Origin of the sequence: Mycobacterium sp. ENV421, from assembly GCF_002887815.1 — a bacterium.
Classification (GTDB): Bacteria; Actinomycetota; Actinomycetes; order Mycobacteriales; family Mycobacteriaceae; genus Mycobacterium.
On the sequence record NZ_PDHO01000014.1, the window covers coordinates 124226 to 146134 of the forward strand.

At 66.5% G+C, this 21909-nt stretch carries 20 protein-coding genes; 11 read left to right on the forward strand and 9 right to left on the reverse strand.

Going from position 1 to position 21909, the window contains the following annotated elements; genetic code table 11:
- Positions 1 to 26: 26 nt before the first annotated feature.
- Positions 27 to 1208: an acyl-CoA dehydrogenase family protein gene (locus tag CRM90_RS17840; RefSeq protein WP_102808267.1), complete on the forward strand. Its 1182-nt coding sequence runs from the start codon at positions 27 to 29 to the stop codon at positions 1206 to 1208.
- Positions 1205 to 2410, forward strand: coding sequence for a cytochrome P450 (locus CRM90_RS17845; protein WP_102808268.1), 1206 nt, complete (start codon positions 1205 to 1207; stop codon positions 2408 to 2410). The genes CRM90_RS17840 and CRM90_RS17845 overlap by 4 nt, the downstream gene beginning before the upstream one ends.
- Here CRM90_RS17845 and CRM90_RS17850 read toward each other — a convergent pair whose 3' ends face one another.
- Positions 2411 to 3592 (reverse strand): CaiB/BaiF CoA transferase family protein, encoded by a 1182-nt coding sequence (locus CRM90_RS17850; protein ID WP_102808269.1) that lies wholly within the window; start codon positions 3590 to 3592, stop codon positions 2411 to 2413.
- Between the two features lie 4 nt (positions 3593 to 3596).
- Positions 3597 to 4742, reverse strand: coding sequence for a thiolase family protein (locus CRM90_RS17855; RefSeq protein ID WP_102808270.1), 1146 nt, complete (start codon positions 4740 to 4742; stop codon positions 3597 to 3599).
- Positions 4743 to 4810: 68 nt separating this feature from the next.
- Between CRM90_RS17855 and CRM90_RS17860 the strand changes: the two genes are divergently transcribed.
- Positions 4811 to 6997, forward strand: a complete 2187-nt coding sequence (locus tag CRM90_RS17860) for a molybdopterin-containing oxidoreductase family protein (protein WP_102808300.1) — start codon at positions 4811 to 4813, stop codon at positions 6995 to 6997.
- On the opposite strand, the gene CRM90_RS17865 is transcribed toward CRM90_RS17860, so the two are convergent.
- Positions 6994 to 8205 (reverse strand): CaiB/BaiF CoA transferase family protein, encoded by a 1212-nt coding sequence (locus CRM90_RS17865; RefSeq protein ID WP_102808301.1) that lies wholly within the window; start codon positions 8203 to 8205, stop codon positions 6994 to 6996. The genes CRM90_RS17860 and CRM90_RS17865 overlap by 4 nt on opposite strands.
- Positions 8206 to 8420: 215 nt before the next feature.
- On the opposite strand from CRM90_RS17865, the gene CRM90_RS17870 reads away from it, so the two are divergent.
- Positions 8421 to 9884, forward strand: coding sequence for an aldehyde dehydrogenase family protein (locus CRM90_RS17870; protein WP_102808302.1), 1464 nt, complete (start codon positions 8421 to 8423; stop codon positions 9882 to 9884).
- Between the two features lie 11 nt (positions 9885 to 9895).
- Positions 9896 to 10744 carry a mycofactocin-coupled SDR family oxidoreductase gene (locus CRM90_RS17875; RefSeq protein ID WP_102808271.1) on the forward strand — a complete coding sequence of 283 codons (849 nt, stop codon included), beginning with the start codon at positions 9896 to 9898 and terminating at the stop codon, positions 10742 to 10744.
- Here CRM90_RS17875 and CRM90_RS17880 read toward each other — a convergent pair.
- From CRM90_RS17880 to CRM90_RS17895, 4 genes are read right to left on the reverse strand one after another with little or no spacing between them, the layout of a single operon-like run.
- Entirely contained in the window at positions 10741 to 11943 is a 1203-nt protein-coding gene (locus CRM90_RS17880) for a cytochrome P450 (protein ID WP_233209379.1), read from the reverse strand. The two genes, CRM90_RS17875 and CRM90_RS17880, sit on opposite strands and share 4 nt — an antisense overlap.
- Positions 11943 to 12551, reverse strand: a complete 609-nt coding sequence (locus tag CRM90_RS17885; protein ID WP_102808272.1) for a cysteine hydrolase family protein — start codon at positions 12549 to 12551, stop codon at positions 11943 to 11945. The genes CRM90_RS17880 and CRM90_RS17885 overlap by 1 nt, the downstream gene beginning before the upstream one ends.
- A complete protein-coding gene (locus CRM90_RS17890; protein ID WP_102808273.1) occupies positions 12548 to 13549 on the reverse strand; it encodes an aromatic ring-hydroxylating oxygenase subunit alpha in 1002 nt (333 codons plus the stop codon). The genes CRM90_RS17885 and CRM90_RS17890 overlap by 4 nt, the downstream gene beginning before the upstream one ends.
- On the reverse strand, positions 13546 to 14493 hold the full coding sequence (locus CRM90_RS17895) for a TIGR03619 family F420-dependent LLM class oxidoreductase (protein WP_102808274.1): 948 nt from the start codon (positions 14491 to 14493) through the stop codon (positions 13546 to 13548). The genes CRM90_RS17890 and CRM90_RS17895 overlap by 4 nt, the downstream gene beginning before the upstream one ends.
- Before the next feature lie 97 nt (positions 14494 to 14590).
- Here CRM90_RS17895 and CRM90_RS17900 point away from each other — a divergent pair, with 97 nt between their 5' ends.
- On the forward strand, positions 14591 to 16201 hold the full coding sequence (locus tag CRM90_RS17900; protein WP_102808275.1) for a flavin-containing monooxygenase: 1611 nt from the start codon (positions 14591 to 14593) through the stop codon (positions 16199 to 16201).
- A 5-nt stretch (positions 16202 to 16206) separates the two neighbouring features.
- A complete protein-coding gene (locus CRM90_RS17905) occupies positions 16207 to 17316 on the forward strand; it encodes an alpha/beta hydrolase family protein (protein ID WP_102808276.1) in 1110 nt (369 codons plus the stop codon).
- Here CRM90_RS17905 and CRM90_RS17910 read toward each other — a convergent pair.
- Entirely contained in the window at positions 17304 to 17912 is a 609-nt protein-coding gene (locus tag CRM90_RS17910) for a TetR/AcrR family transcriptional regulator (protein ID WP_199189935.1), read from the reverse strand. The two genes, CRM90_RS17905 and CRM90_RS17910, sit on opposite strands and share 13 nt — an antisense overlap.
- A 37-nt stretch (positions 17913 to 17949) precedes the next feature.
- On the opposite strand from CRM90_RS17910, the gene CRM90_RS17915 reads away from it, so the two are divergent.
- Genes CRM90_RS17915 through CRM90_RS17925 form a run of 3 tightly spaced genes read left to right on the forward strand, consistent with a single transcriptional unit; the run spans position 17950 to position 20413 of the window.
- The gene (locus CRM90_RS17915) at positions 17950 to 18996 is read left to right on the forward strand and encodes a phosphotransferase (RefSeq protein WP_102808278.1); all 1047 of its coding nucleotides are present in this window, start codon (positions 17950 to 17952) and stop codon (positions 18994 to 18996) included.
- Positions 18993 to 19367 carry a nuclear transport factor 2 family protein gene (locus CRM90_RS17920; RefSeq protein WP_102808279.1) on the forward strand — a complete coding sequence of 125 codons (375 nt, stop codon included), beginning with the start codon at positions 18993 to 18995 and terminating at the stop codon, positions 19365 to 19367. The genes CRM90_RS17915 and CRM90_RS17920 overlap by 4 nt, the downstream gene beginning before the upstream one ends.
- Positions 19364 to 20413, forward strand: a complete 1050-nt coding sequence (locus CRM90_RS17925; protein WP_102808280.1) for a TIGR03857 family LLM class F420-dependent oxidoreductase — start codon at positions 19364 to 19366, stop codon at positions 20411 to 20413. The genes CRM90_RS17920 and CRM90_RS17925 overlap by 4 nt, the downstream gene beginning before the upstream one ends.
- A 16-nt stretch (positions 20414 to 20429) precedes the next feature.
- Here the strand turns inward: CRM90_RS17925 and CRM90_RS17930 are convergent, their stop codons facing one another.
- Positions 20430 to 21032 (reverse strand): TetR/AcrR family transcriptional regulator, encoded by a 603-nt coding sequence (locus CRM90_RS17930; RefSeq protein ID WP_102808281.1) that lies wholly within the window; start codon positions 21030 to 21032, stop codon positions 20430 to 20432.
- Between the two features lie 109 nt (positions 21033 to 21141).
- Here CRM90_RS17930 and CRM90_RS17935 point away from each other — a divergent pair, with 109 nt between their 5' ends.
- Positions 21142 to 21855 carry an SDR family NAD(P)-dependent oxidoreductase gene (locus CRM90_RS17935; RefSeq protein WP_102808282.1) on the forward strand — a complete coding sequence of 238 codons (714 nt, stop codon included), beginning with the start codon at positions 21142 to 21144 and terminating at the stop codon, positions 21853 to 21855.
- Positions 21856 to 21909: the final 54 nt, after the last annotated feature.

Genomic DNA, 21909 nt, shown 5'->3' on the forward strand with positions numbered 1-21909 from the left:
CCGCCGATAGCGATACAGGAGTTGCCATGGATTTCACCGAAGTCGAGCTGACCGCCGACGATGTGGCCTTCCAGCGCGAGCTGCGGGCGTTCCTGGCCGATTTGGTGACCGACGAGGTGCGTCTGCGGGACCGCCAGACGGGGGACAATTTCGACGAGGGGGTGCACCTGGCCCTCGGTGCCAGAGGTTTCCTGGAAAAGGAATACCGGACGGGATACGATGGCGGCTTCACCCGCATTCAGCGCCGTATCTGGGATCTCGAGCGTCGCCGGGCGCACGTGCCGTGGGTGACATGGGGGACCACCGTGATGGTGGCCAAGGCGGTCGCCGCGTTCGGCAAGCCGGAGCTGGTTGACGACGTGCTGCCGCGAGTCTTCGACGGCACGGCACGAATGTGTCTGGGTTACACCGAACCTGAGGGTGGTTCGGACGTGGCCACCTGCAGGACCCGCGCCGTCCGGGACGGCGACCAGTGGGTGATCAACGGTTCGAAGATGTTCACCACCGGCGCACACAACTGCCAATACGTGTTCCTGCTGACCAACAGCGACCCGACAGCGCCGAAACACAAGAGCCTGAGCATGTTTCTGGTGCCGCTGGACACCCCGGGCATCGAGATCCAGGGCATCCGAACCGTCGACGGCGACCGCACGAACATCGTGTACTACACCGACGTCCGTGTCGACGAGAAGTATCTGCTCGGCGAAGCCAACGGGGGCTGGACGGTACTGCGCGGACCGCTCGACGCCGAACACGGGGCCGCGCCGACGGAAGCAGACGGACTCTCCGACGTGTCGATCATGGCTCATCAAGCCGGGGTGATGGCCGCCGCCGTCGATGCCGTTGCCGCCCGGGCCGGGCAGGTCGACGCCGCCGGGCGACGGATGGTGGACGACGGCGCGGTCGCCCACCGGCTCGGCCGCAGCGCCGCGCGGCTGGAGGCATCCCTGTCCACGCCAAGCATTTTCGGGCGGGTGGCGCAAGCCCAGACGATGCGCGACATCGCACCGGACCTGATGGATCTGGCCGGTGCCGCCTCGGTGTTGCCGGTGGACACCGATGGGGCGGCCGACAACGGTGCTTCTGAATATGCCTTCCGGTTCGCGCCGTTGTTCGGGATCTACGGCGGCACGCTCGAGGTGTTCCGCAACATGATCGCGCAGCACGTGCTCGGGCTCGGCAAGCCCAACTATTCGCCGCCACGATGACGACGACATCGGTCGTCTTCGACCCGTTCTCGGAAGACTTCTTCGTCAGCCCGTACGAGACGTATCGCCGGATGCGCGACGATGCCCCGGTCTACTACAGCCAGGAATACGACTTCTACGCGCTGACCCGCCACGACGACGTCGCCGCGGCATTCAAGGACTACGAAACCTATTCGTCGGCATACGGTGTCGATCTCGGCCAGGTCCGCAAGGGCGAGGTGACCAAGCACGGGTCGATCATCGCGATGGATCCGCCCGCCCACCGGCGGATGCGCAGCCTGCTCAACAAGGTGTTCACCCCCCGGGCGATCGAAGCGCAGCGCGCCCTGATCACCGATTTGGTCGACAAGCATCTGTCGGCTGTCGATCCTTCGGGATTCGACTTCGTCCAGGGCTTCTCGGCGTTGTTCCCGGTCGAGGTCATGACCACCATGCAGGGTGTGCCCGCTGAGGACCGCCAGCAGATCCGGCTCTGGATCGACGAACTGCTGCACCGCGAGAGCGGCGATGTCGAAATGACCGAGGCCGGCCAGAAGGCTGCCGTGGACATGGCGATCTACTACTTCCGGCTGATCAAGAAGCGGCGCGAGGAGCTCGGCGACGACCTACTGAGCAAGCTGATCTGTGCCGAGATCGAGCGAGAAGACGGCCGGATGGAGCCGCTGGACAATATCGAGATCACCGAATTCGCAACGCTGTTGGGTGGTGCGGGCGCAGAGACCGTGACCAAGCTCATCGGCAACGCGGCAGTGGTCTTTGCGCAGAACCCCGACCAGTGGGAGCTGTTGCAGAGTGACCGGAGCAAGATCCCGCTGGCCGTCGAAGAACTGCTGCGCTTCGAAGCACCGGCCCAGTACAACGTGCGCTGCTCGCTGCGTGAGGTCACGGTGCATGGCGTGACGATCCCGGCCGGCAAGCCGGTCTTCCTGGTCGGCGGATCAGCCAACCGCGACCCGCGGGCGTGGACCGAGCCGGACCGATTCCATATCGACCGGGACCGGACGCAAGCGCAGAATCTCGGGCTGGGCTACGGAATTCACAGCTGCCTCGGTGCGGCCCTGGCCCGGCTGGAAAGCGCCATCGCGCTGGACAAGATGCTCGACTTCATGCCCCGCTTCGAGGTGGACTTCGACGGCTGCAAGCGGGTCAACATGCAGAACGTGGCGGGCTGGAGCAACGTGCCGGTGCGGGTGCTCACCTGATCAGATGATGCCGTCCTGGCGCAGCCTTGCGATCGTGGATGTGTCGTAACCGATTTCGGCCAACACCTCATCGGTGTGTTCACCGAGCAACGGTGCGCGCCGGCGGATGGAGCCGGGCGTGGCCGACAGTCGGAACGGTGTTTCGATAAGCGGCACGGGTCGCGATGCGCCGGGAAACGGCACCCGCTTGAGATATCCCATCGCCTCCACGTGGGGGTCGTCGAGAACTTCCTGCGGCGAATTCAACGGTGCAGCGGGTAGTTTCGCCGCTTCCAGGGCGGTGAGCACCTCAGCCCTGGTCTTGCCTGCACACCACTGCTGCATCAGATCATTGAGGACATCGCCGTTCTGCCAGCGTGCGTCGTCGTCGGCGAATCGCGGATCGTCGAACAGCTCCTCTCGGCCGATCAGCCGGCACCACCGCTTGAACATCGGCTGGCCGGCGATCTGCAGCAGGACCCAACCGTCGGAGACTTCGTACAGGTCGCACGGCGCGACCGAGGTGCCGCGGTTGGCGGCGCGGGGCTTGTCCACGCCCAGCAGCTCGCGCTCGATGAGGAAGGCGTTGGACAGCATCAACGCCGTGGGCAGCAGAGCTCCCTCCACATGCTGGCCCTCGCCGGTCTGGCTGCGGTGGTAGAGGGCCATCATCACACCGATGGTCAAGGTGAGTGCCGTGCCGAAGTCGGCCTGGGGGACGACCGTGCGGATCGGCAGCTCCGGCAGGCCCTGGCGGTAGACGGCGCCGGACATCACCTGGCCGGCCCCGTCGAATCCGATCCGGTCGCTGTAGGGGCCACCTTCGCCGTAGGCCGTTGCGCTGGCCAGGATGATGTCGGGTTTGACCGCGCGCAGCGACTCGTAGTCCAGCCCGCTGGCCCGCATCCCGGCGGCCGGCATGTTGGCGATCACGATGTCGGAGCGGGCCACCAACCGCCGGGTGATGTCGGCGCCCTCCGGGGTCGTCGAATCGAGGGTCAGTGAGCGCTTGTTCCGGTTGCACTGCAGGAAGGTCGCGCCTTCACCGCCGCTGGTGACCGACTGCACCCAGCGGTCCTCGCCGCCTTCCCGCTTCTCGACGCGCAGGACGTCGGCGCCCATGTCGGCGAGAAGTGCACTGCACCAAGGCGCGGCAATGAACCTGCCGTAGTCCAACACCCGCACCCCGTCGAGAACGCCCATGGGTCTACCGCGTCAGGATCGTCGCTGCTGCGGTACCCGGTGCGCCGTAGAGCTGAGTGAAACCGACCTTGGGCTGACCGGGAACCTGCCGGTCGCCTGCCTCGCCGCGCAACTGCCGCACGATCTCGTGAATCTGTCGCAGTCCGGACGCGCCGATCGGCTCGCCGTTGGCGATCAGCCCGCCGTCGGTGTTGATCGGCATGGAGCCGCCGATCTCGGTCTCGCCGTCGGCCAGCAGCCGCTCCTGGTCGCCGTCCGGGCAGAACCCGCACTCCGCCATGTGGATGATCTCCGCGCCGGCGTCGGTGTCCTGCAGTTGGATCACGTCGACGTCTTGCGGTGATACACCAGCTTTTTCGAACGCGGCGCGGGCCGCGTGCACAGTCGGTGCCACGTCCTCGTCGACGGGGCCGAACGTGGTGTTGACCTCGTAGGCGCCGTAGCGGCGGGTGCGGACTTCGACAGCTTTGAGGTACACCGGTGTGGACGTGTAGCGGTGCGCGATGTCGGCGCGGCACATGACGACCGCGGCGGCGCCTTCGTCGGGTGCGCAGAACATGTACTGCCGCAGCGGGTAGTTCAACACCGGCGAGGCCATGATCTCCTCGATCGAGATCTCCTTGCGGCGGAATGCATTCGGGTTCAGCACACCATTGCGGAAGTTCTTGTTGGCCACCCGCGCCAGCGTCTCCTCCGAGATGCCGTGGTCGTGCAGGTAGCGGTTGGCTTTCATGCCGAAGAACTGCGTGGTGAGGTACTGGCCGTTCTCGGCGTACCAGCGCGGCATCCCGACCAGGGCCGGGTCCTCGGTGAAGGCGCCGCGCGGGTGCTTGTCCAGTCCGATCGCGATGCCGATGTCGTAGTCGCCCAGCCGGATCCCGTCGGCGCACGCCTTGGCGGCGCTGGCCGCCGTCGCGCAGGCGTTGAAGACGTTGGTGAACGGGATCCCGGTCAGCCCGACCATACCGACGATCGCATCGGGGTTGGCCACCGTCCAGCTGCCGCCGGTGGCGAACTGGACGTCCTTCCATTCGATGCCGGCGTCGGCGACGGCGGCGAAGATCGCGTCGACGCCCATCGCCATCGCGGATTTTCCCTCGAACCGGCCGAAGGGGTGCAGGCCGACGCCGATGATGGCGACATCGTTCATCGATGGTCTTCCTCTCGGGATCCGCGGAGACGCGCAGGAACTGTAACACTTACAGTATCGTGTCCTACGTGGCTTCCACGATCGAGCACAAGACCACGTTCTGCCGGATCTGCGAGCCGCTGTGCGGCATGGTGGCCACCGTCGAGGACGGCAGGCTGACGGCGCTGCGCCCGGACAAGGACCACCCGCTCTCGGCCGGTTTCGCTTGCCAGAAGGGCATCGCTTTCACCGAGGTGCAGAACGATCCGGACCGGGTCACCACGCCGCTTCGCAAAGGCCCGGACGGCTACGAGTCGGTGAGCTGGGACGAGGCGCTCTCCGATATCGCGGCCCGGTTGACTCAGATCCTGAACGCCCGCGGCGCGGGGGCGGTCGGTTGGTACATGGGCAACCCCGGTGCGTTCAGCTATGCGCACACCTTCGCGGCCCTGGGATTCATCAAAGGCCTCGGCCGCGGCGGGCACTACTTCACGGCGTCATCGCAGGACACCAACAGCAGGCTGATCGCCAGCCAGATGCTCTACGGGGCCCCGACGTCGGTGCCGATCCCCGATCTGACCCGAACCGATCTGCTGGTCATGATGGGCGCCAATCCCGTTGTGTCCCACGGCAGCTTCCTGACCGCGCCGCGGATCAAGGACCGCATGCACGACATCGTCAAGCGGGGCGGGCGTGTCGTCGTCGTCGACCCGCGCCGCACCGAGACGGCGGCGGCGTTCGAATGGCTTCCCATCGCGCCCGACACCGATTCCCTCCTGCTGATGTCGCTGCTGCAGGTGATGTTCGTCGAGCGTCTCGTCGACACCGCACGGGTGAACGCACAGGCCGACGGCCTCGACTGGCTGCAATCGCTGTGCGCGCCCTTCACTCCGGAGTTCACCGCGGCGAGCACCGGCATCGATGCCGACAGTGTCCGGTCGCTCGCCCGGGATCTCGTGCGCGAGCCGCGAGCGGCCGTCTACGGCAGGCTCGGTACGTGCGTCGGCCGGTACGGCACACTCACCACCTACCTGATCGATGCGGTGAATCTCGTTGCGGGAAACCTCGATGCGCCCGGCGGATCGGTGTTCAGCTCGATGGAGACCGTCGGCGGCCGCTGGCAGGCCACGATGATGGGTCTTGCGATGCGCCGCTCGTATCGCAACCGGTCGCGGATCGGCGGGATCCCCATCGCCGTCGCGATGGAACCGGCGGCGCTGATGGCCAAGGAGATCATGACGCCGGGCGACCGGCAGATCAGGGCGATGTTCGTCTCGGCGGGTAACCCGGTGCTGTCGGTGCCCAACGGCGACGAACTCGAGTCGGCCTTCGACTCCCTGGAATTGTCGGTAGCCCTTGACTTCTACGTCACCGAGACGACCGGCAGGTGTGACTACATCCTGCCGGTGACCACGATGTACGAACGCGACGATTTCCCATACACGTTCCAGGCCTTCCAGGCCACCCCGTTCCGCCAGGCCACCGAGGCCGTCGTCGCGCCGGCGGGTGAGGCTCGATCGGAGTGGGACATCGTCGAAGACCTCACGATCCGGATGGCGGGCGACGTGCGTGCGTTCGCCGCTTTGGGTGCGGTGCGAAAACTGTTGGGCCGCTTCGGGGTCGCGCTGAAGCCGAGGATGATGATCGACGCGCTGATCCGGATGTCGCAGGGCGGTGACCGGTTCGGACTGCGCCGCGGCGGCCTGACGCATCGCCGCTTGACCGAGGAGCATCCGCACGGCGTGGTGGTGGCACCGCATATCCGCACCGGTGCGCTGCGCAATTCGGTGGCCTATTTGTCCCGCCGGGTCCGGCTGAAGCACGCCGGTATCGCCGCCGAAGTCGAGAAGCTCTCGCGGAGCGCTCATCCCGAGGGCTATCCGCTGCGGATGATCGGTATGCGCGAGCCGCGTTCGGAGAACTCGTGGATGCACAATTCGCCGCTGCTGATGCGGGGCGAGCGAGGGCAGCGGGCGCTCATCGGGGTCGACGACGCAGCCGAATCGGGCATCGCCGACGGGGATGTGGTGCGGGTGTCGTCGCCATACGGCGAGATCACCGTCGAGGTGATGACCACCAAAGACCTGATGCCCGGCGTGATCGCCGTGCCGCACGGGTGGGGGCACACCGGCACCGGGACGTGGAAACTGGCGAATCGCGCAGGCGGGTCCAACGTCAACCGGTTGACGTCCAGTGCGCCCGAGGACGTCGAGTCGCTGTCCGGGATGGCCTGGCTGACCGGTGTCCCGGTTCGCGTGGAACGCGTGGCGGACTAGGCGATCGCGCCGGACTCCTTGAGCGCCTCGATGCGGTCCCAGTCGATGCCGATCTCCATCAGCACGATCTCGGTGTGCTCGCTGGCCTGCGGTGCGCGGGTGGTCTCCAGTGCTTCGTGATTGAACTGGACCGGGCCGCGCACCACCTTGAACGGTGCCCCGCCGTCAGCGGCCTCCACCTCGACGATCATGTCGTTGGCGATGGCCTGCTCGTCGGTGGCCAGATCGACCAGACTCTGGAACGGCGCCCACTGGCCCTTCATTGTCTTGAGGTGCTGGCGCCAATACTCGAACGGCTTGGCGGCGATCGCCGCGGTGATCAGTCGGACACCCTCTTCGGCGTTCTGGATCAGCGGCATCACGTCAGAGAACCGGGGGTCGTCGGCGAGTTCGGGCAGGCCGAGATGTTCCCAGGTGTCGCGGATGTAGCCGGTCGGGCTGACGATGCACAGGTTGATCGTGCCGCCGTCGGAGGTCAGGTAGTTGGCCATGAACGGGTTGACCGATGTCGTGGAGCCCGGCATCAGCGACCGCATGGTCTCCCCGGTCTCCATGCCCTGGGTGACGCTGGCGCCGGCCGCCCACCACGCGGTGCTCAGCAGCGACACATCGATCTCCACCGCCTCGCCCGTCCGCTCCCGGTGGAACAGCGCCGCCGAGATGCCGCCGGCGATGTTCATCCCGCCGATCGAGTCACCGAACGCCGGAATGCCCTGCGGCAGAGCGCCTCCGAGCTCCTCCGGTGTGAGCGCATGGCCGACGCCACTGCGGGTCCAGAATGCGGTCCCGTCGAAGCCACCGACCAGGCGCTCGGGTCCCTTGTCGCCGTAGGCGCTGCCGCGGGCGTAGATGATGTTCGGGTTGACCGCGCGGATGTGCTCGACGTCGAACTTGTTCTTCTGGCGGGCCTGCGGCATGTAGTTGGTCAAGAAGACGTCGGCCGTCTTCGCGATCTCGTACAGCACCTCCTGGCCGTCGGGTGTGGAGACGTCGATGCCGACGCTGCGCTTGCCGCGGTTGGGATGCTCGATCAGCGGGTGGCGGTTCGGGTCGAGTTGAAAGCCGCCCATGTTGATGAAGCCGCGCTGAGTGTCGCCGCGGACCGGGTGTTCGACCTTGATGACGTCGGCGCCCCAGTCGGCCAGGATTGCGCCGGCCGCCGGAACGAACGTGAACTGCGCGACCTCCAGTACCCGGATGCCGTCCATCACCTTGATCAAGATCAATTTCCTTTCGCCCGGCCGTGGTAACCACATTCTCACACCCGGACGCTGGGGGTCGAGGAATCGGCCCCACACTGCTGCAGTTTATTACTGTAACCTTTACCGTTGATCGTCCGAGAACAGAAGGTGGTGCGTCGGTGGGCCAGCAGGGTACGAGCGTCGAGCTGGGCTTGCGGGCCGCGAAGCGGGCCGAAACGCGGATGCTCATCGACGGGCAACTTGCTGCGGCCGCCGACGGCGCCGAGTTCGACAACATCAGTCCGGCGACCGGCCGGGTACTGGGGGTGACCGCCGCCGCCGGGCCCGCCGATATGGACCGCGCTATTGCCGCGGCCAGGCGGGCATTCGACGACACCGACTGGTCCACCAACCGAGCGCTACGCAAGAGGTGCCTGGCCCAACTGCAGGCCGCGCTGGAGTCCGAGAAGGAAGACCTCCGCGAGGAGCTGGTCGCGGAGGTCGGCTGCCCGGTGATGTCGACCGGCGACGCTCAACTGGAGTGGCCGCTGACCGACTCGCTCCGGTATCCGGCCCGGCTGATCGACGAATTCGACTGGGAGCGAACCCTCGACGGCGGCGGCCTGTTCGGGGAGCGCAACGTGCGCACCGTCGTCAAGGAACCGGTCGGCGTCGTCGCCGCCATCACGCCGTCCAACTATCCGATCGAGGTCATCCTCAACAAGCTCGGTCCCGCGCTGGCCACCGGCAACACCGTGGTGCTCAAGCCCGATCCCAACACCCCGTGGAACGCCACCCGCATCGGCCGGCTGGTTGCCGAGCACACCGACATTCCGCCCGGCGTCCTGAACGTCGTCCCCACCCCGTCCAACGAGGTTGCCTGGCTACTGGCCGCCGACCCTCGGGTGGACATGGTCTCGTTCACCGGATCCACCGCGGTCGGCAAGCAGTTGATGCGCGACGGCGCCGAGACCATGAAGCGCACGTTCCTGGAACTGGGCGGCAAGTCGGCGCTGATCGTGCTCGACGACGCCAACCCGGCGCACATCATCGGCAGCGCGGTCGGGGTATGCGTGCATGCCGGGCAGGCCTGCGCGCTCACCACGCGGTTGGTGATCCATGAATCGCTCTACCCCGAGGCGCTCGCCGCGATCACCGCGGCTTTTCAGGCGGTGCCGGTCGGTGACCCGGCGCTGCCCAGCACGTTCGTCGGCCCTCTCGTCAGCGCCAAGCAGAAGCAGCGGGTGCTCGACGCATGCGATCAGGCTCGTCGCGACGGCGCCGAAATCGTCGTCGGCGGAGGCGGTGTCGACGATCTACCGGACCACCTCGTCGATGGGCACTTCGTCGCACCCACGGTGATCATCGGTGCCGACCCCCGGTCCGCGATCGCTCAGCAGGAGATCTTCGGGCCCGTCCTGGTGGTGCTGCCGTTCCGCGATGACGAGGAGGCGATCCGCATCGCCAACGACAGCGTCTACGGGTTGGCCGGCGCGGTGTTGTCGGGGTCGGTGGAGCGGGGCTCCGCCGTCGCGCGCCGGATCCGCACCGGCTCGATCGGTGTCAACGGCGGAATGTTCTACGGTGCCGACGCCCCGTTCGGGGGTTACAAGAACAGCGGCATCGGCCGCCAGTGCGGCATCGAGGGATTCCAGCAGTACTTGGAAACCAAGACTCTTGCGTTCCGCGCTCCACGCCAGTCATAGGAGGACGCCCAATGGGTAAGTTGGACAACAAGGTTGCCGTCGTCTCGGGGGCTGCGCGAGGACAGGGTCGGTCACACGCGATCGCCTTGGCCGCCGAGGGCGCGGACATCATCGTGCTGGACATCTGCTCCGACCTCGAAGGCAACACCTATCCGCTGTCGCGGCCCGAGGACCTCGACGAGACTGTGTTGTTGGTGGAAAAGGAAGGCGCTCGGTGCTTCTCCGCGATCTGCGACGTTCGAGAGCGCGGCGCGGTGTGGCAGACGATCGCCGACGCCGTCGATGAGATGGGCCACCTCGACATCGTCGTCGCCAATGCCGGTATCTGCCCGATGGGCAAGCGGCAGACCCTGCAATCGTGGTCGGACACCATCGACACCGACCTGGTCGGGGTGTTCAACGTGATCCAGGCCAGCATGCCGCACCTCAACGACGGCGCATCGGTGATCGCGACCGGCTCGCTGGCGGCGCAACTGGGCAGCGCCACCAACCAGGGCCCGGGCGGGTCGGCCTACAGCCTGGCCAAACAGATGGTCGCCCATTACGTCAACGATCTGTCAGTCCAGTTGGCCAAGAGGATGATTCGGGTCAACGCTGTGCACCCGACCAATGTCAACACCGACATGTTGCACAACGAGGGCATGTATCGGGTGTTCCGACCAGACCTGGCGTCGCCGACCCGTGACGACGCCGAACTGTCGTTCCCCGCCATGCAGGCGATGCCGGTGCCCTACATCGAGCCGCACGACGTGTCGGCGGCTGTGGTGTTCCTGGCCAGTGACGACGCTCGCTACATCACCGGAACGCAGCTGCGGATCGACGCAGGGGGATACGTCAAGACCAAGCCTTGGAAGGGCTAGCGGACCGCGGTGAAGGTCACCGGCAACGATGTCGGCGACCGGAACGGCTGGCCGTGGATGTGCGGATCGTCGTCGGTGATCAGCGTGATGTCGCCCAGCCGATCCAGCAAGGACTCCAACGCGACGCGGGTCTCCATCCGGGCCAGGTGCAGACCCATACAGGTGTGCTCGCCCGCCGCGAACGTGATGTGCGGGGTGTGTCTGCGGAAGATGTCGAATTCCTCCGGATCCGGCCAGCGGTTCGCATCGCGGTTGGCCGAGCCCATGCACACGTCGATCACCGAACCGGCCGGTATCGCAACACCTTCCAGCTCGCTGTCCTCGGTGGCGAACCGCTGCACGGTGGTCAGTGGAGTCTCGTAACGCAGACCTTCTTCGATGGCCGGCGCCAGCAGCTCCCGGTTGGCGTGCACCGCCGCGAACTGCTCGGGATGGGTGAGCAACAGATAGAGCAGATTGCCCGACGACCGGTAGGTGGTCTCCAGCCCGGCCGGGAGAAGTAGTCGCAGGAACGAGTAGATCGCCTCGTCGGTCAGCTTCTCCCCGTCGATGTCCGCACTCACCAGATCGCCGATGATGTCGTCCGTCGGCTTGGACCGCCGCTTGTCGATCTGCTCGAGGAAGTAGTCCTTGAGCGCCGCCGACGCCTCGAATGCTTTCCGGTAGTCGACTGCATAGCTGATCAGCTGGACGGCGCGGCGCCCGAAGGTGGGCAGGTCTTCTTCGGGCAGACCCAGCAGCCGGGTGATGACGCGGGTGGGGAATTCGAAGGTGAATGCCCGCACCAGGTCGGTGTGCCCGTCGCGGATGAACTCATCGATCAAGCCGTTGACGATGGGGCGGACCACCTCAGGCTCCCAGCGCGCCAACGACTTCGACTTGAATGCCGCGGACACCAGATTGCGGTGATCCCAGTGGGCCCTGCCTTCCATCGCCAGCAACGACGGCCCGATGAACAGTCCGATGGTGGAGTCGTAGATGGAGGAGTTGAACACCCGCCCATCGCGCAGCACGGTGTTCACCGCGTCGAAGGACACCGCGGCATACTCTCGCCTGGGACGCAGCGACTCCGGAGTCTTCGAGTAGTCCATCACCGTGCCGCGGAAGATCCCCGGCCCGCGGCGCATCTCGGCGAAGAACGGATACGGGTCGCGCAGATAATCTGTCGGCAGCTGCGGCACGGCGGTGTCGGTGTTCACTACGCCTCCCAGGCCGCGATCAGTTGGTCGGTGGTGGTGATGGTCGCCAGCAAGGCCAGGGTGTTGTCGATGATGGCGGTGCCGTACTCGGCGGGTACCCCGGCGACCGCATCGCGCGGCAGCACAACGCGGTAGCCGGCGTTGACGGCGTCCATCACCAGATTGGGGATCGCCACGTTCAGTGACACCCCGACGGCGACGACGGTGGTCGCACCGAGGTTGCGCAGGATCGCGTCGAGATCGGTCCCGCCCATCGGGCCCAGGCCATGCCATCGACTCAGGACGAGATCGGTTGACTCCGGGCCGAATTGCGGCAACAGCGTGGCACCGGGGCTGCCCGGCGCGATGTCCACCCCGCCGGCGCCGATCGCGAACAGCTTGGCATTGTGATTGGAGCCGAGTCCATCGGGCCGACGCTGTACCAGGCAGTGCACCACCGTCGCCCCGGCCGTCCGTGCCGCGGGCAACAGGCGCGCGATGTTGGGTAGCGCCTCGCGTTCCGCTTCGCGGGCCAATGCTGCCAGTCCGGCATCGGGTCCGACGACGGCTCCCTGCAACTCCTGGGTGACGATGACGGTGTGGCCCGGGTCGACGAGCTCCGCCTTCATACCGGTGCCGCCGAGACGTCGTAGAACTGCTGAGCCCACTTACGCATCGCCATATAGGGTTTCGCGTCGACTTTCGCCAGGGCAGGGTGTTCGACGTACTTTTGGTAGCGCCAGATCTCGAGGTCGTCCCACACCGTGCCCAGGTACTGCTTCTCCACCCGTTCTCGGACGTCGTCGGGCGGAATGTCACTGGCGTCGCCGTCTTTTCGCGGACACCAGATGGAATAGAACATGTTGGACACCTCGTCGTCGACGGGCGTGCAGGCGAAGATCAGCCGGTGGTTCGACGAGCCCTCGAAGGCACTGATGGCGAAACCCAGCCCGGAGAAGTGGCTGTGAATACGCAAGGCCATGGCGTTCGGATCGTCGCTGCGGGCATCGGGCCAGCCGGTGACGAACCGCCACTCTTCGTCGACCGCCTCCCACTCCAGGCAGACCGGAGTGACCGTGGCGTGGTGGACGTAGTGGAAATGCGAACTGTCCGGACCGTTTTCGGCAACGATTTGGGGATGCACCGGCTCGTTCTCGGCGAAGCGGGAGAACTCCGGGTACGGGCGGTAGTAGGCGTCGGGGGCCGCGGTGAACTGCGGGAACTTGGCGAACAGATCGGGCAGCTCCCACCGGGGTGGCTCACCGCCCGGGTGGTGCCACAAAAAGATGCAGCCGTGTTGCTCCTCGACGGGGTAGGTCCGTAGGCGCAGCCCCCTGTTGGGTCGGTCCGGCTGATAGGGGATGTAGGTGTTGGCGCCGTCGGGCCCCCAGCGCCAGCCGTGGAACGGGCACTCGACGCAGTCGCCGACGACGGTACCGCCATGCCCGATGTGCGCGCCGAGGTGCTTGCAGTGACCTTCGAGCACGTGCAGTTCGCCGGCGGAGTCGCGATAGATGACCAGGTCCTCGCCGAAGTACCGCAGCGGTCGGACGTCACCGACGGCGTACTGCGCCGACCAGCCGATCATGAACCAGCCGGTGACTTTCCAAGTGAATGGCACCTTCACGCGGCACCTCCTCGAACCGGTGTACTGATCACGTCGCCTGCAATGACCACCTCGCCGAACGCGTCGATGTAGTCGAGCGCAGCCGCCGGGGTGGGAGCGTCGACGCGAGCGACTGCCCAGTTCGCGCCGTGGCCGGCGAGTTCACTCAGCGTGTCCTCCGCTTGGCGCCGCGAGGAGTTGTCGTCCAGGTCGATCCAGGGGCAGATGACTTGCACATCGAGCTCCTCCGGATCCCGACCGGCGTCGGCCAAGGCTTGACGCAGCCGGCCGAGTCGGGCGCCGAACGCCGCGGCGTCCTCCAGCGCGGCCGTGCCGATCGCCGACGCCATGCCCGCGGGCACGATGAGCGGCATCCAGCCGCTGCCGTATTCGACGACACGGCGCACGGCGGCTGCGGTGTTTCCGCCGATCCAGATCGGTGGATGCGGGCGCTGCACCGGTGGCTGCAGCCACATCGGACCGGTTGCCGTGAATCCCCGCCCACTGACCGGTGTTTCGGGGTCGGTCCAGATGGACCGCAGTGCGGCGAGTGCTTCGTCGAGCAGTCCGGCCCGGTCGTCGACCTCGACACCGAGCGCGGCGAACTCCGAGCGCAGGTACCCCGCGCCCACTCCGGCGATCAGCCGGCCGCCGGACAAGATATCCAGGCTGCCGAGCGCCTTGGCGGACAGATACGGGTTGCGAAAGGGCAGCACGAACAGGTTGGTCATCAGTCGGATCCGGCTGGTCACCCCGGCCATGAAGCTCAGCGCCGCGACGGGGTCCAAGGTGTTGTGCCCGCCGTTGCGGCGCCATTTCAGCGATGGTGCCGGATGTTCGGAGAGCGCAACCGCGGAGAAGCCTGCCGCTTCGGCTCTCGACACGACGTCTCGGATCACGTCGGGGGAGAGGAAATCCGCGGGCGCGGTGGGTAGCTCGCTCGGATACTCCAGGGTGTACCGCATCGCCCACCTGAGGGTTTCGGGGAACCGCGATCAGGCCGGTTCCAATACTGTAATCATTACAGTAGCATCCGCTGTGCGGTTGGCGAAGGGTCAAATAATGGATAGTGCAGATGTGCTCGTGATCGGAGCCGGGTTCTCCGGTCTCTACATGCTGCACCGGTTGCGACAGCTCGGGGTCCGGGCACAGGTACTGGAGAGAGCCGAAAAGATCGGCGGCACTTGGCTGTTCAATCGCTACCCGGGTGCACGCTGCGACATCGAGAGTATCGAGTACTCCTACAGCTTCTCCGAGGAGATCCAGCAGGAGTGGGTGTGGACCGAGACCATGCCGGCCCAACCGGAGATCGAGGCCTACCTCAACTTCGTCGCCGACCGCCTTGACCTGCGCCGCGACATCCGGCTCGGCACCGACGTGACCGCGATGACGTTCGACGACGACAGTGCGAGGTGGACGCTGCACGCCGCCGACGGCGAGACGTTCGTGGCCCCCTTCGTCGTCGCAGCATCCGGCATCCTGTCGGTCCCGCTGGAGCCCGACATCCCCGGCATGGGCACCTTCGCGGGGGACTCGCTGTTCACCAGCAGGTGGCCGGCGGGCGGCTTCGACCTGTCCGGTAAGCGGGTCGGCGTCATCGGAACGGGTTCGACCGCCGTGCAGATGATCCCGGTGATCGCGCGGGAGGTCCAGCAGCTCTGCGTGTTTCAGCGATCGCCGGCATTCACGCTGCCGTGGGAGGTGCGGCGGTTCGAGGCCGGTGAACTCGACGAGATGAAGGCGAACTACGGCGAGATCCGGCAGGCGCAGCGCCACCATCCGGTCGGTGCGGCACGACTCTCGGCGTTCTCGGTGCTGATCGACATGCTCGTCAGCCCGCCCATCAAGTCGGCCACCCGCGACGAGCAGGTGCGTGCCGTCGACGAGCGCGGCGTGATGGGGGCGCTCAACTGGGGTGACATTTTCTTCGATATCGAGGCCAACCGGATGGCCACCGCGCTGTACGGCGAGGCGATCGCCCGGATCGTCCACGATCCCGACACCGCCGCGGCGCTGGTCCCGAGTCACCCGTTCGGCTGCAAACGGCCGATCATCGATCAGGGGTACTACCAGACCTACAACCGCGACAACGTGACGTTGGTGGACCTGCGCAAGCATCCGATCCGCACCATCACCCCGGGCGGTATCGACACCGCGGCCGGGCACTATGACCTCGACGTGATCATCTATGCCACCGGATTCGACGCGATGACAGGTGCACTCACCCGCATCGACGTTCGCGGCCGGGACGGTGTGCTGTTGCGGGACGTCTGGGCCGAGCATGGTCCGGTGTCCTACCTCGGGCTGGCGGTCGCCGGGTTCCCCAACCTGTTCACCGTTCAGGGACCGGGCAGCCCGGCGGCGGCGACGAACTTCGTCACCGCGCTCGAACAGCACGTCGAATGGATCGGTGACTGCATCGCCTACTTGAGGGCCAACGGTCACCGCTCCATCGAGGCGACGCCGGAGGCGCAGCACGAGTGGATCGAGCACACCACATCCCTTGTGGCGGCGACGGTTCTGGTCCACCCGAGCTGCGATTCGTGGTACAACGGCGCCAACGTTCCCGGTAAGAAACGGATGTACATGGGCTACACGGCAGGCATTCCGGAGTACCGGCGCCGCTGCGACGAGATCGCCGGCGCGGGTTACGCCGGCTTCCTGCTGGCGTGAGCGGGATGGGGCTGAGCACCGCACACCGACTGGCGACCCAGCTGGGCGGCGTGCTACCCCGGTCGCTGGTTGCCTTGCACCGCTCGAAGGACTGGAGCCCGCTGACCGGGCGCGGTGTACGGCAGGTCGCCGAGGTCGCCCTTGATGAGCTGGTGGTCACCGGGATGACCCTGATGTCGTCACCGCCCCGGCTGGACCGTCCGGTCGAAGACTATGCCGGGGTGGCGGCCGACTTGGTCGCCCTCGGGGTTACCGGAGTGCATAATGCGCCGGAGCCGTTGAAGGTCAACAGTATTCGGCGGGTCAGCGCCGGAGTGCTGTCCTATGAGCGAATGAGCTATGACCACGACCCGCAACTGGTCTCTGCGCTGGCGGCCGAAGGGCACGACGGTCCGGCCTGCGCCGAGGTCGTGCTGTTCCGCCACGACGACGGACCGCGGCCCTGGCTGGTGTGGGTACACGGTGCGGGCCAGGGCGGCATGTCCGACATCCTGGTCGCCAGGGTCGGGCGCATCCACCGGGAGTTGGGCTTCAATGTCGCGTTACCCGTTCAGCCCGGACATGGGCCGCGGCGCGACCGCTGGCCGGCGTATCCCGGCACAGACCCGGTCGCGAACGTCGCGGGAATGGTCCGGGCGGTCTCGGAGGTGCGCGCGGTGATCGACTGGATCGAGCCTGACGCGACCACGATCGCCGTCTCCGGGTTGTCGCTGGGTAGCGCGGTCGCAGCCCTGGTCGCGGGGCTGGACGACCGCGTCCGCGCCGTCGCGCTCTACACGCCGATCCTCGGGCTGAACGGGATGATCGCCCGGCACCTGCACCGGTGGGGGTCGGCAGCCGATAGCGTCGGGGCCGCAATGACATCCGACATCGTGTCGGACCTCACCTCGGTGATCGATCCGCTCGCGCTCGACCCGTTACCGTCCCCGGACCGGCGATTGATCGTCGGGGCGTGGCACGACCAGATGGCCTACCGGCAGTCCGCGCTGGCGTTGCACGAACGTTGGGGCGGGCAGTTGTACTGGCATGACGGCGGACATGTCGGACATCTGTTCTCGGGTGCCGTCCAGGCGCAGACCGAGCAGTTCCTGCGCGCGCTGACTCAGGCGCCGTAGTCTCGGACGATCCGGTCGCGTGCGTGCGCCAGTTCGGCATCCAGGTCGAACCCGGACGGCAGCGCGACCCACTGAAAGGCGAGGCCGAAGAACGCGGCGGTGATATCGCTGACCGCCCGGTCCAGATCAATGTCAGGACGAACTGAGTTGTCCCGCTGTCCTTTCCGCAGTCCGTCGGCCACGTTCGCGACACCCCCGGTCAGCTGGACCTGGACGCGATCGCGAAGTGGTGAGGTGGTCTTCATCGCCTCGAAGGTGGACACGAACATCGCGCGCAACACGTCCCGATCAACGGCGTACAGGTCGCGGATCCGGTCGATGTGCGCAAGCACCTGGTCCATTCCGGTCGGGTACGGCACAAGGTCCGGGTTGAGCCGGCTCACGTACTCCTGCAGGAAGTCCTCCAGGATCGCCTCCTTGCCGCCGAAGCGGGCGTGCACCATCGTGCGGCTGTATCCGGCGCGGCGGCCGATGTCGGCGGCAGTGGTTGCCTCCCAGCCTTTCTCGACGATCAGCTCGGCAGCGGCCTCCATCAGGCGGCGCCGGGACGTCTCGACTCGTTCGGGCTGCGTCAAACCACGTGCGGGGGAAGGCACCCTTGCATATTAAACACCTCGCAACTATCTTGCGAGGGTGACTTCAGCGACGGCACAGGTGCCGTCAGGCATCGACGCCGTCGACCCGGCGTGGCTCACCGAGGCATTGCACACGACCGTGACCGACGTCGTCGCCGAACAGATCGCCCAGGACAGCGGATTCTCGTCGCTGCTGTATCGCCTGCACCTCACCGGTGAGGGCGTTCCCCGAACGGTCATCGCCAAGCTGGCGGCGCAGTCGGAGGCTCGCGGCGCGATGGAGCTGCTCGGCGGGTACCGGCGCGAACTGGCCTTCTATCGCGATATCGCGGGTCGCGCTCCGCTGGGCACCCCGCACGTTTACGCGGCGCGGATGGCCGACGACTCCGCCGATTTCGTCCTGGTGATGGAAGACCTGTTGGAGTGGGAGAACGCCGACCACCTTGCGGGATTGTCGATCGAACAGGCGAGGCTGTGCATCCAGCAGTTGGCCGGATTGCACGCATGGTCGGTCGAGCCGTCCAATACTGCTGCACTGCAGGTATTTCCACGTTTCGACATGCCCGCCGTCCGCGATCTACTGGTGCCTGCCTTCGGTCCCGGCTGGGAGATCTACCGAACGCACTCGGCGGCACCGGTGCCGGAGTCGGTCGCCCGTTTCGCAGAGCGGTTCACCGAGCACGCCGCGACGGCGCTCGACGGCTTGACCGAGCGGTCGATGCTGCTGCACGGCGACATCCGCGCCGACAACATGTTCTTCTCGGGCGAGGAGATGAAGGTGGTGGACTTTCAGTTCGCCTGTGTCGGTGCGGGTGCGGCCGACATCGCCTACCTGGTCAGCCAGGGATTGCCCAGCGAGAAACGGCGCGGCCGGGACGAGATACTGGTGCGCGAATACCTTCGGGATCTGGGCGACATCGGCTACTCGTTCGACGAGGCGTGGCGCCACTACCGATTGGCGACGGGATTCCTGATCGTGCTGCCCGTCATCACGTTGCTCGGCTGGGATGCGTTGCCGCAGCGCTCGCGCGAGCTCTGCCTGACCCTGACCGATCGGGCGGTGGCGACGATCGCCGACATCGATGCGCTGGAGGTGTTCGGATGAGCCGCAGCGCGCGCGAGGTCGTCGAGCTGTACAACCTGGTGGTCTGGAACGACCGGGATGTCGCACTCGCTGAGGAACTGCTGGGCGACAGCGTGATTCGACACGAGGTCGGCGAGGCTGTCGTGCTCACCCACGCCGAGGCGGTCCAGCGGGTCGTCGACCACTTGGAGATGTTCGACGAGATCCGCTTCGACCTGAACCTGGTGGTGGCCGGCGACGACGGCGAGCACGTCGCGATCGTGTACCAATCGCCGATGACGCTCAAGGACGGTGGGCGGGTCGACGTGGGCAGTATGGAGATCTTCCGCGTCGTCGACGGCCGGATCACCGAAGTGTGGAATTGCGGCTACAAACAAGGAGTTTGGGCATGACTTCTGGACGTGTGCTCGACGAGCTCGGTTACTACCTGCTGGCGGGTGCCGGCGGCGAGGGTCCGGCCACGCTGATGGACGAAGCCCGCCGCGGCGAGGAGTTGGGCTTCGGCACCGGCTTCATCTCCGAGCGCTGGAATGTCAAGGAGGCCTCTTCGCTGGTGGGCGCGGCGTGCGCGGTGACCAGCCGGATGCAGATCGCCACGGCGGCAACCAATCACAACACCCGTCACCCGCTGATCACCGGATCATGGGCGACCACCATGCACCGGCTCTCGGGTGGGCGCTTCACGCTCGGGATCGGCCGCGGCATAGCGGCGCTCTACGGGGCGTTCGGCATTCCTCCGGTGACCACCGCGCAGATGGAAGACTTCGCCCAGGTGATGCGCCGGCTGTGGCACGGCGAGCTGATCTTCAACCACGACGGTCCGTTGGGGAAATACCCTGTTCTCTTCTTGGATCCGGACTTCAACGAGGACATCCGGCTGGCTCTGGTGGCGTTCGGCCCGGAGACGCTGAAGCTCGGCGGTCGGGAGTTCGATGACGTCATCCTGCACACCTACTTCACTCCGGAGACGTTGACGCGCTGCGTCAAGACCGTCAAGGACGCCGCCGAGCAGGCCGGTCGTGATCCGGCCAGCGTGCGGGTGTGGTCGTGCTTCGCCACCGTGGGCGATCACCTGCCCGAGGAGTTACGGCTCAAGAAGACCGTCGCGCGGCTGGCCACCTACCTGCAGGGCTACGGCGACCTGATGGTCACCACGAACAACTGGGATCCCGCTGTGCTGGAACGCTTCCGCGCGGACTCGGTGGTGCAGTCGGTGGGCGGCGGGATCGACCACAAGGCGACAGCCGAGCAGATCGAGCACATCGCGACGCTGATTCCCGATGAGTGGCTGGAGCCGTCGGCCACCGGCTCGGCGGAACAGTGTGTGGACCGCATCCGCAAGGAGTTCGGCTACGGCGCCGACGCGGTGATCATGCACGGCGCGACGCCGGACGAGTTGGAGCCGGTGGTCGCGGCGTACCGGCAGGCGGTCAGGTAGCTGAAGTCGGTTCGCCTCAGGATAATTCGGGTGCAGGCAGCGGTAATGCGGTCGCGCCCTCAGGGCGTAACCCGTCGAAGATGATCGCCAGGTAGCGCCGCCACAAGTCGGGTGGCGGATCGGAGAGCCCGTCCATCACGTGCACCGGTGCACACATCAGCAGGAAGACATCGGTCCCGGTGACATCGGGGCGGATTGCGCCGGCCGCGCGGGCATTGGCGACAAGCGTTTCGACGCCGGCGTGGACCGCGTCGCGGATCGCTATCACCCTGGCATCGCCCGCGCTGTAGGTCTGCAGATACGTCAGATCGTGTTGGCGTCGCTGGTCGGCGGCGATGGTGAGGAATTCCAGCAGGGCCGCACCGGGATCATCGGCATCCGACAGCCGGTGAGCAGCGTCGGTGAGGGTGACCAGGTGCTCGCACACCAGGGACGCGATCAAGTCGTCTTTGGAGGCGAAGTGCCGAAACACCGTGCCTTTGGCCACCCCCGCGCGGCGGGCAATATCTGCGACCGAGGCCTCCACGCCACGCTCGGCGAACACCTCCTCGGCGGCGGCCAGTAGCGATTCGCGGTTGCGCGCGGCGTCGGCACGCAGGGAGCGAGCGGGTGCGGTCACGCCCGCACGATACCAAGTTGACCGCGTGGTCATCTTGTGCTTACAGTGGCGAGGCCAAGATGACCGACCGGTCAGCTTTTACGACATCCCGGAATGCCATGGAGGACAGATGAAATTGGCAGGCGCTACGGCATTGGTCACTGGCTCCAATCGCGGTATCGGAGTTCATTTCGCGACCCAACTCCTTGACCGTGGCGCCAAGGTTTACGCCACCGCGCGGCGACCCGAGCTCGTCGATGTCCCGGGTGCCGAGGTGCTGCGCCTGGATATCACCGACCAGAGGGCAGCGCAGGCCGCCGCCGAGCTCGCGAGTGACGTCGATATCCTGATCAACAACGCCGCCGACACCGCGGGTGGCAGCCTGGTGACGGGCGACCTGTCGGACGTCCGGCGGGTGATGGAGTCCAACTATTTCGGCACGTTGAACGTCATCCGGGCGTTCGCACCGGTTCTCGCGCGCAACGGCGGAGGGGCTATCGTGAACGTGCTGTCGGCGGCCGCGTGGCTCACCGTGGCCGGCAACACCGCGTACGCTGCGGCCAAGTCGGCCGAGTGGGGGCTCACCAACGGCGTGCGCGTCGAATTAGCGGGGCAGGGAACGCAAGTCGTCGGCCTCATGCCCGGGCTCATCGGTACCGAAACACTGTTTGACTTCGCCGGCAGCGCCGGGATCGAGTTCCCCGAAGGGGCGGTCACCGAACCGGCCACACTCGTCGAATTGGCCCTCGACGGGTTGGAGGCCGGCGATATAGAGATCGCCGACGCGATCGGACTTCAAGCCAAGGCCACGCTGGCCGGGCCACCGCAGGCCTTCGCCCTCTAAGCCTCGATCCACCGATAAATTGGTTGGTCGTGGGGTGTCGGAATGAGGAAAGTG

What these genes read in the sequence shown, in the direction of transcription:
- CRM90_RS17840 (WP_102808267.1), top strand. Translation starts at nt 27, where the DNA reads ATGGATTTCACCGAAGTCGAGCTGACCGCCGACGATGTGGCCTTCCAG.
- CRM90_RS17845 (WP_102808268.1), top strand. Translation starts at nt 1,205, where the DNA reads ATGACGACGACATCGGTCGTCTTCGACCCGTTCTCGGAAGACTTCTTC.
- CRM90_RS17850 (WP_102808269.1), bottom strand. Translation starts at nt 3,592, where the DNA reads ATGGGCGTTCTCGACGGGGTGCGGGTGTTGGACTACGGCAGGTTCATT.
- CRM90_RS17855 (WP_102808270.1), bottom strand. Translation starts at nt 4,742, where the DNA reads ATGAACGATGTCGCCATCATCGGCGTCGGCCTGCACCCCTTCGGCCGG.
- CRM90_RS17865 (WP_102808301.1), bottom strand. Translation starts at nt 8,205, where the DNA reads ATGGACGGCATCCGGGTACTGGAGGTCGCGCAGTTCACGTTCGTTCCG.
- CRM90_RS17870 (WP_102808302.1), top strand. Translation starts at nt 8,421, where the DNA reads ATGCTCATCGACGGGCAACTTGCTGCGGCCGCCGACGGCGCCGAGTTC.
- CRM90_RS17875 (WP_102808271.1), top strand. Translation starts at nt 9,896, where the DNA reads ATGGGTAAGTTGGACAACAAGGTTGCCGTCGTCTCGGGGGCTGCGCGA.
- CRM90_RS17885 (WP_102808272.1), bottom strand. Translation starts at nt 12,551, where the DNA reads ATGAAGGCGGAGCTCGTCGACCCGGGCCACACCGTCATCGTCACCCAG.
- CRM90_RS17895 (WP_102808274.1), bottom strand. Translation starts at nt 14,493, where the DNA reads ATGCGGTACACCCTGGAGTATCCGAGCGAGCTACCCACCGCGCCCGCG.
- CRM90_RS17900 (WP_102808275.1), top strand. Translation starts at nt 14,591, where the DNA reads ATGGATAGTGCAGATGTGCTCGTGATCGGAGCCGGGTTCTCCGGTCTC.
- CRM90_RS17905 (WP_102808276.1), top strand. Translation starts at nt 16,207, where the DNA reads ATGGGGCTGAGCACCGCACACCGACTGGCGACCCAGCTGGGCGGCGTG.
- CRM90_RS17920 (WP_102808279.1), top strand. Translation starts at nt 18,993, where the DNA reads ATGAGCCGCAGCGCGCGCGAGGTCGTCGAGCTGTACAACCTGGTGGTC.
- CRM90_RS17925 (WP_102808280.1), top strand. Translation starts at nt 19,364, where the DNA reads ATGACTTCTGGACGTGTGCTCGACGAGCTCGGTTACTACCTGCTGGCG.
- CRM90_RS17935 (WP_102808282.1), top strand. Translation starts at nt 21,142, where the DNA reads ATGAAATTGGCAGGCGCTACGGCATTGGTCACTGGCTCCAATCGCGGT.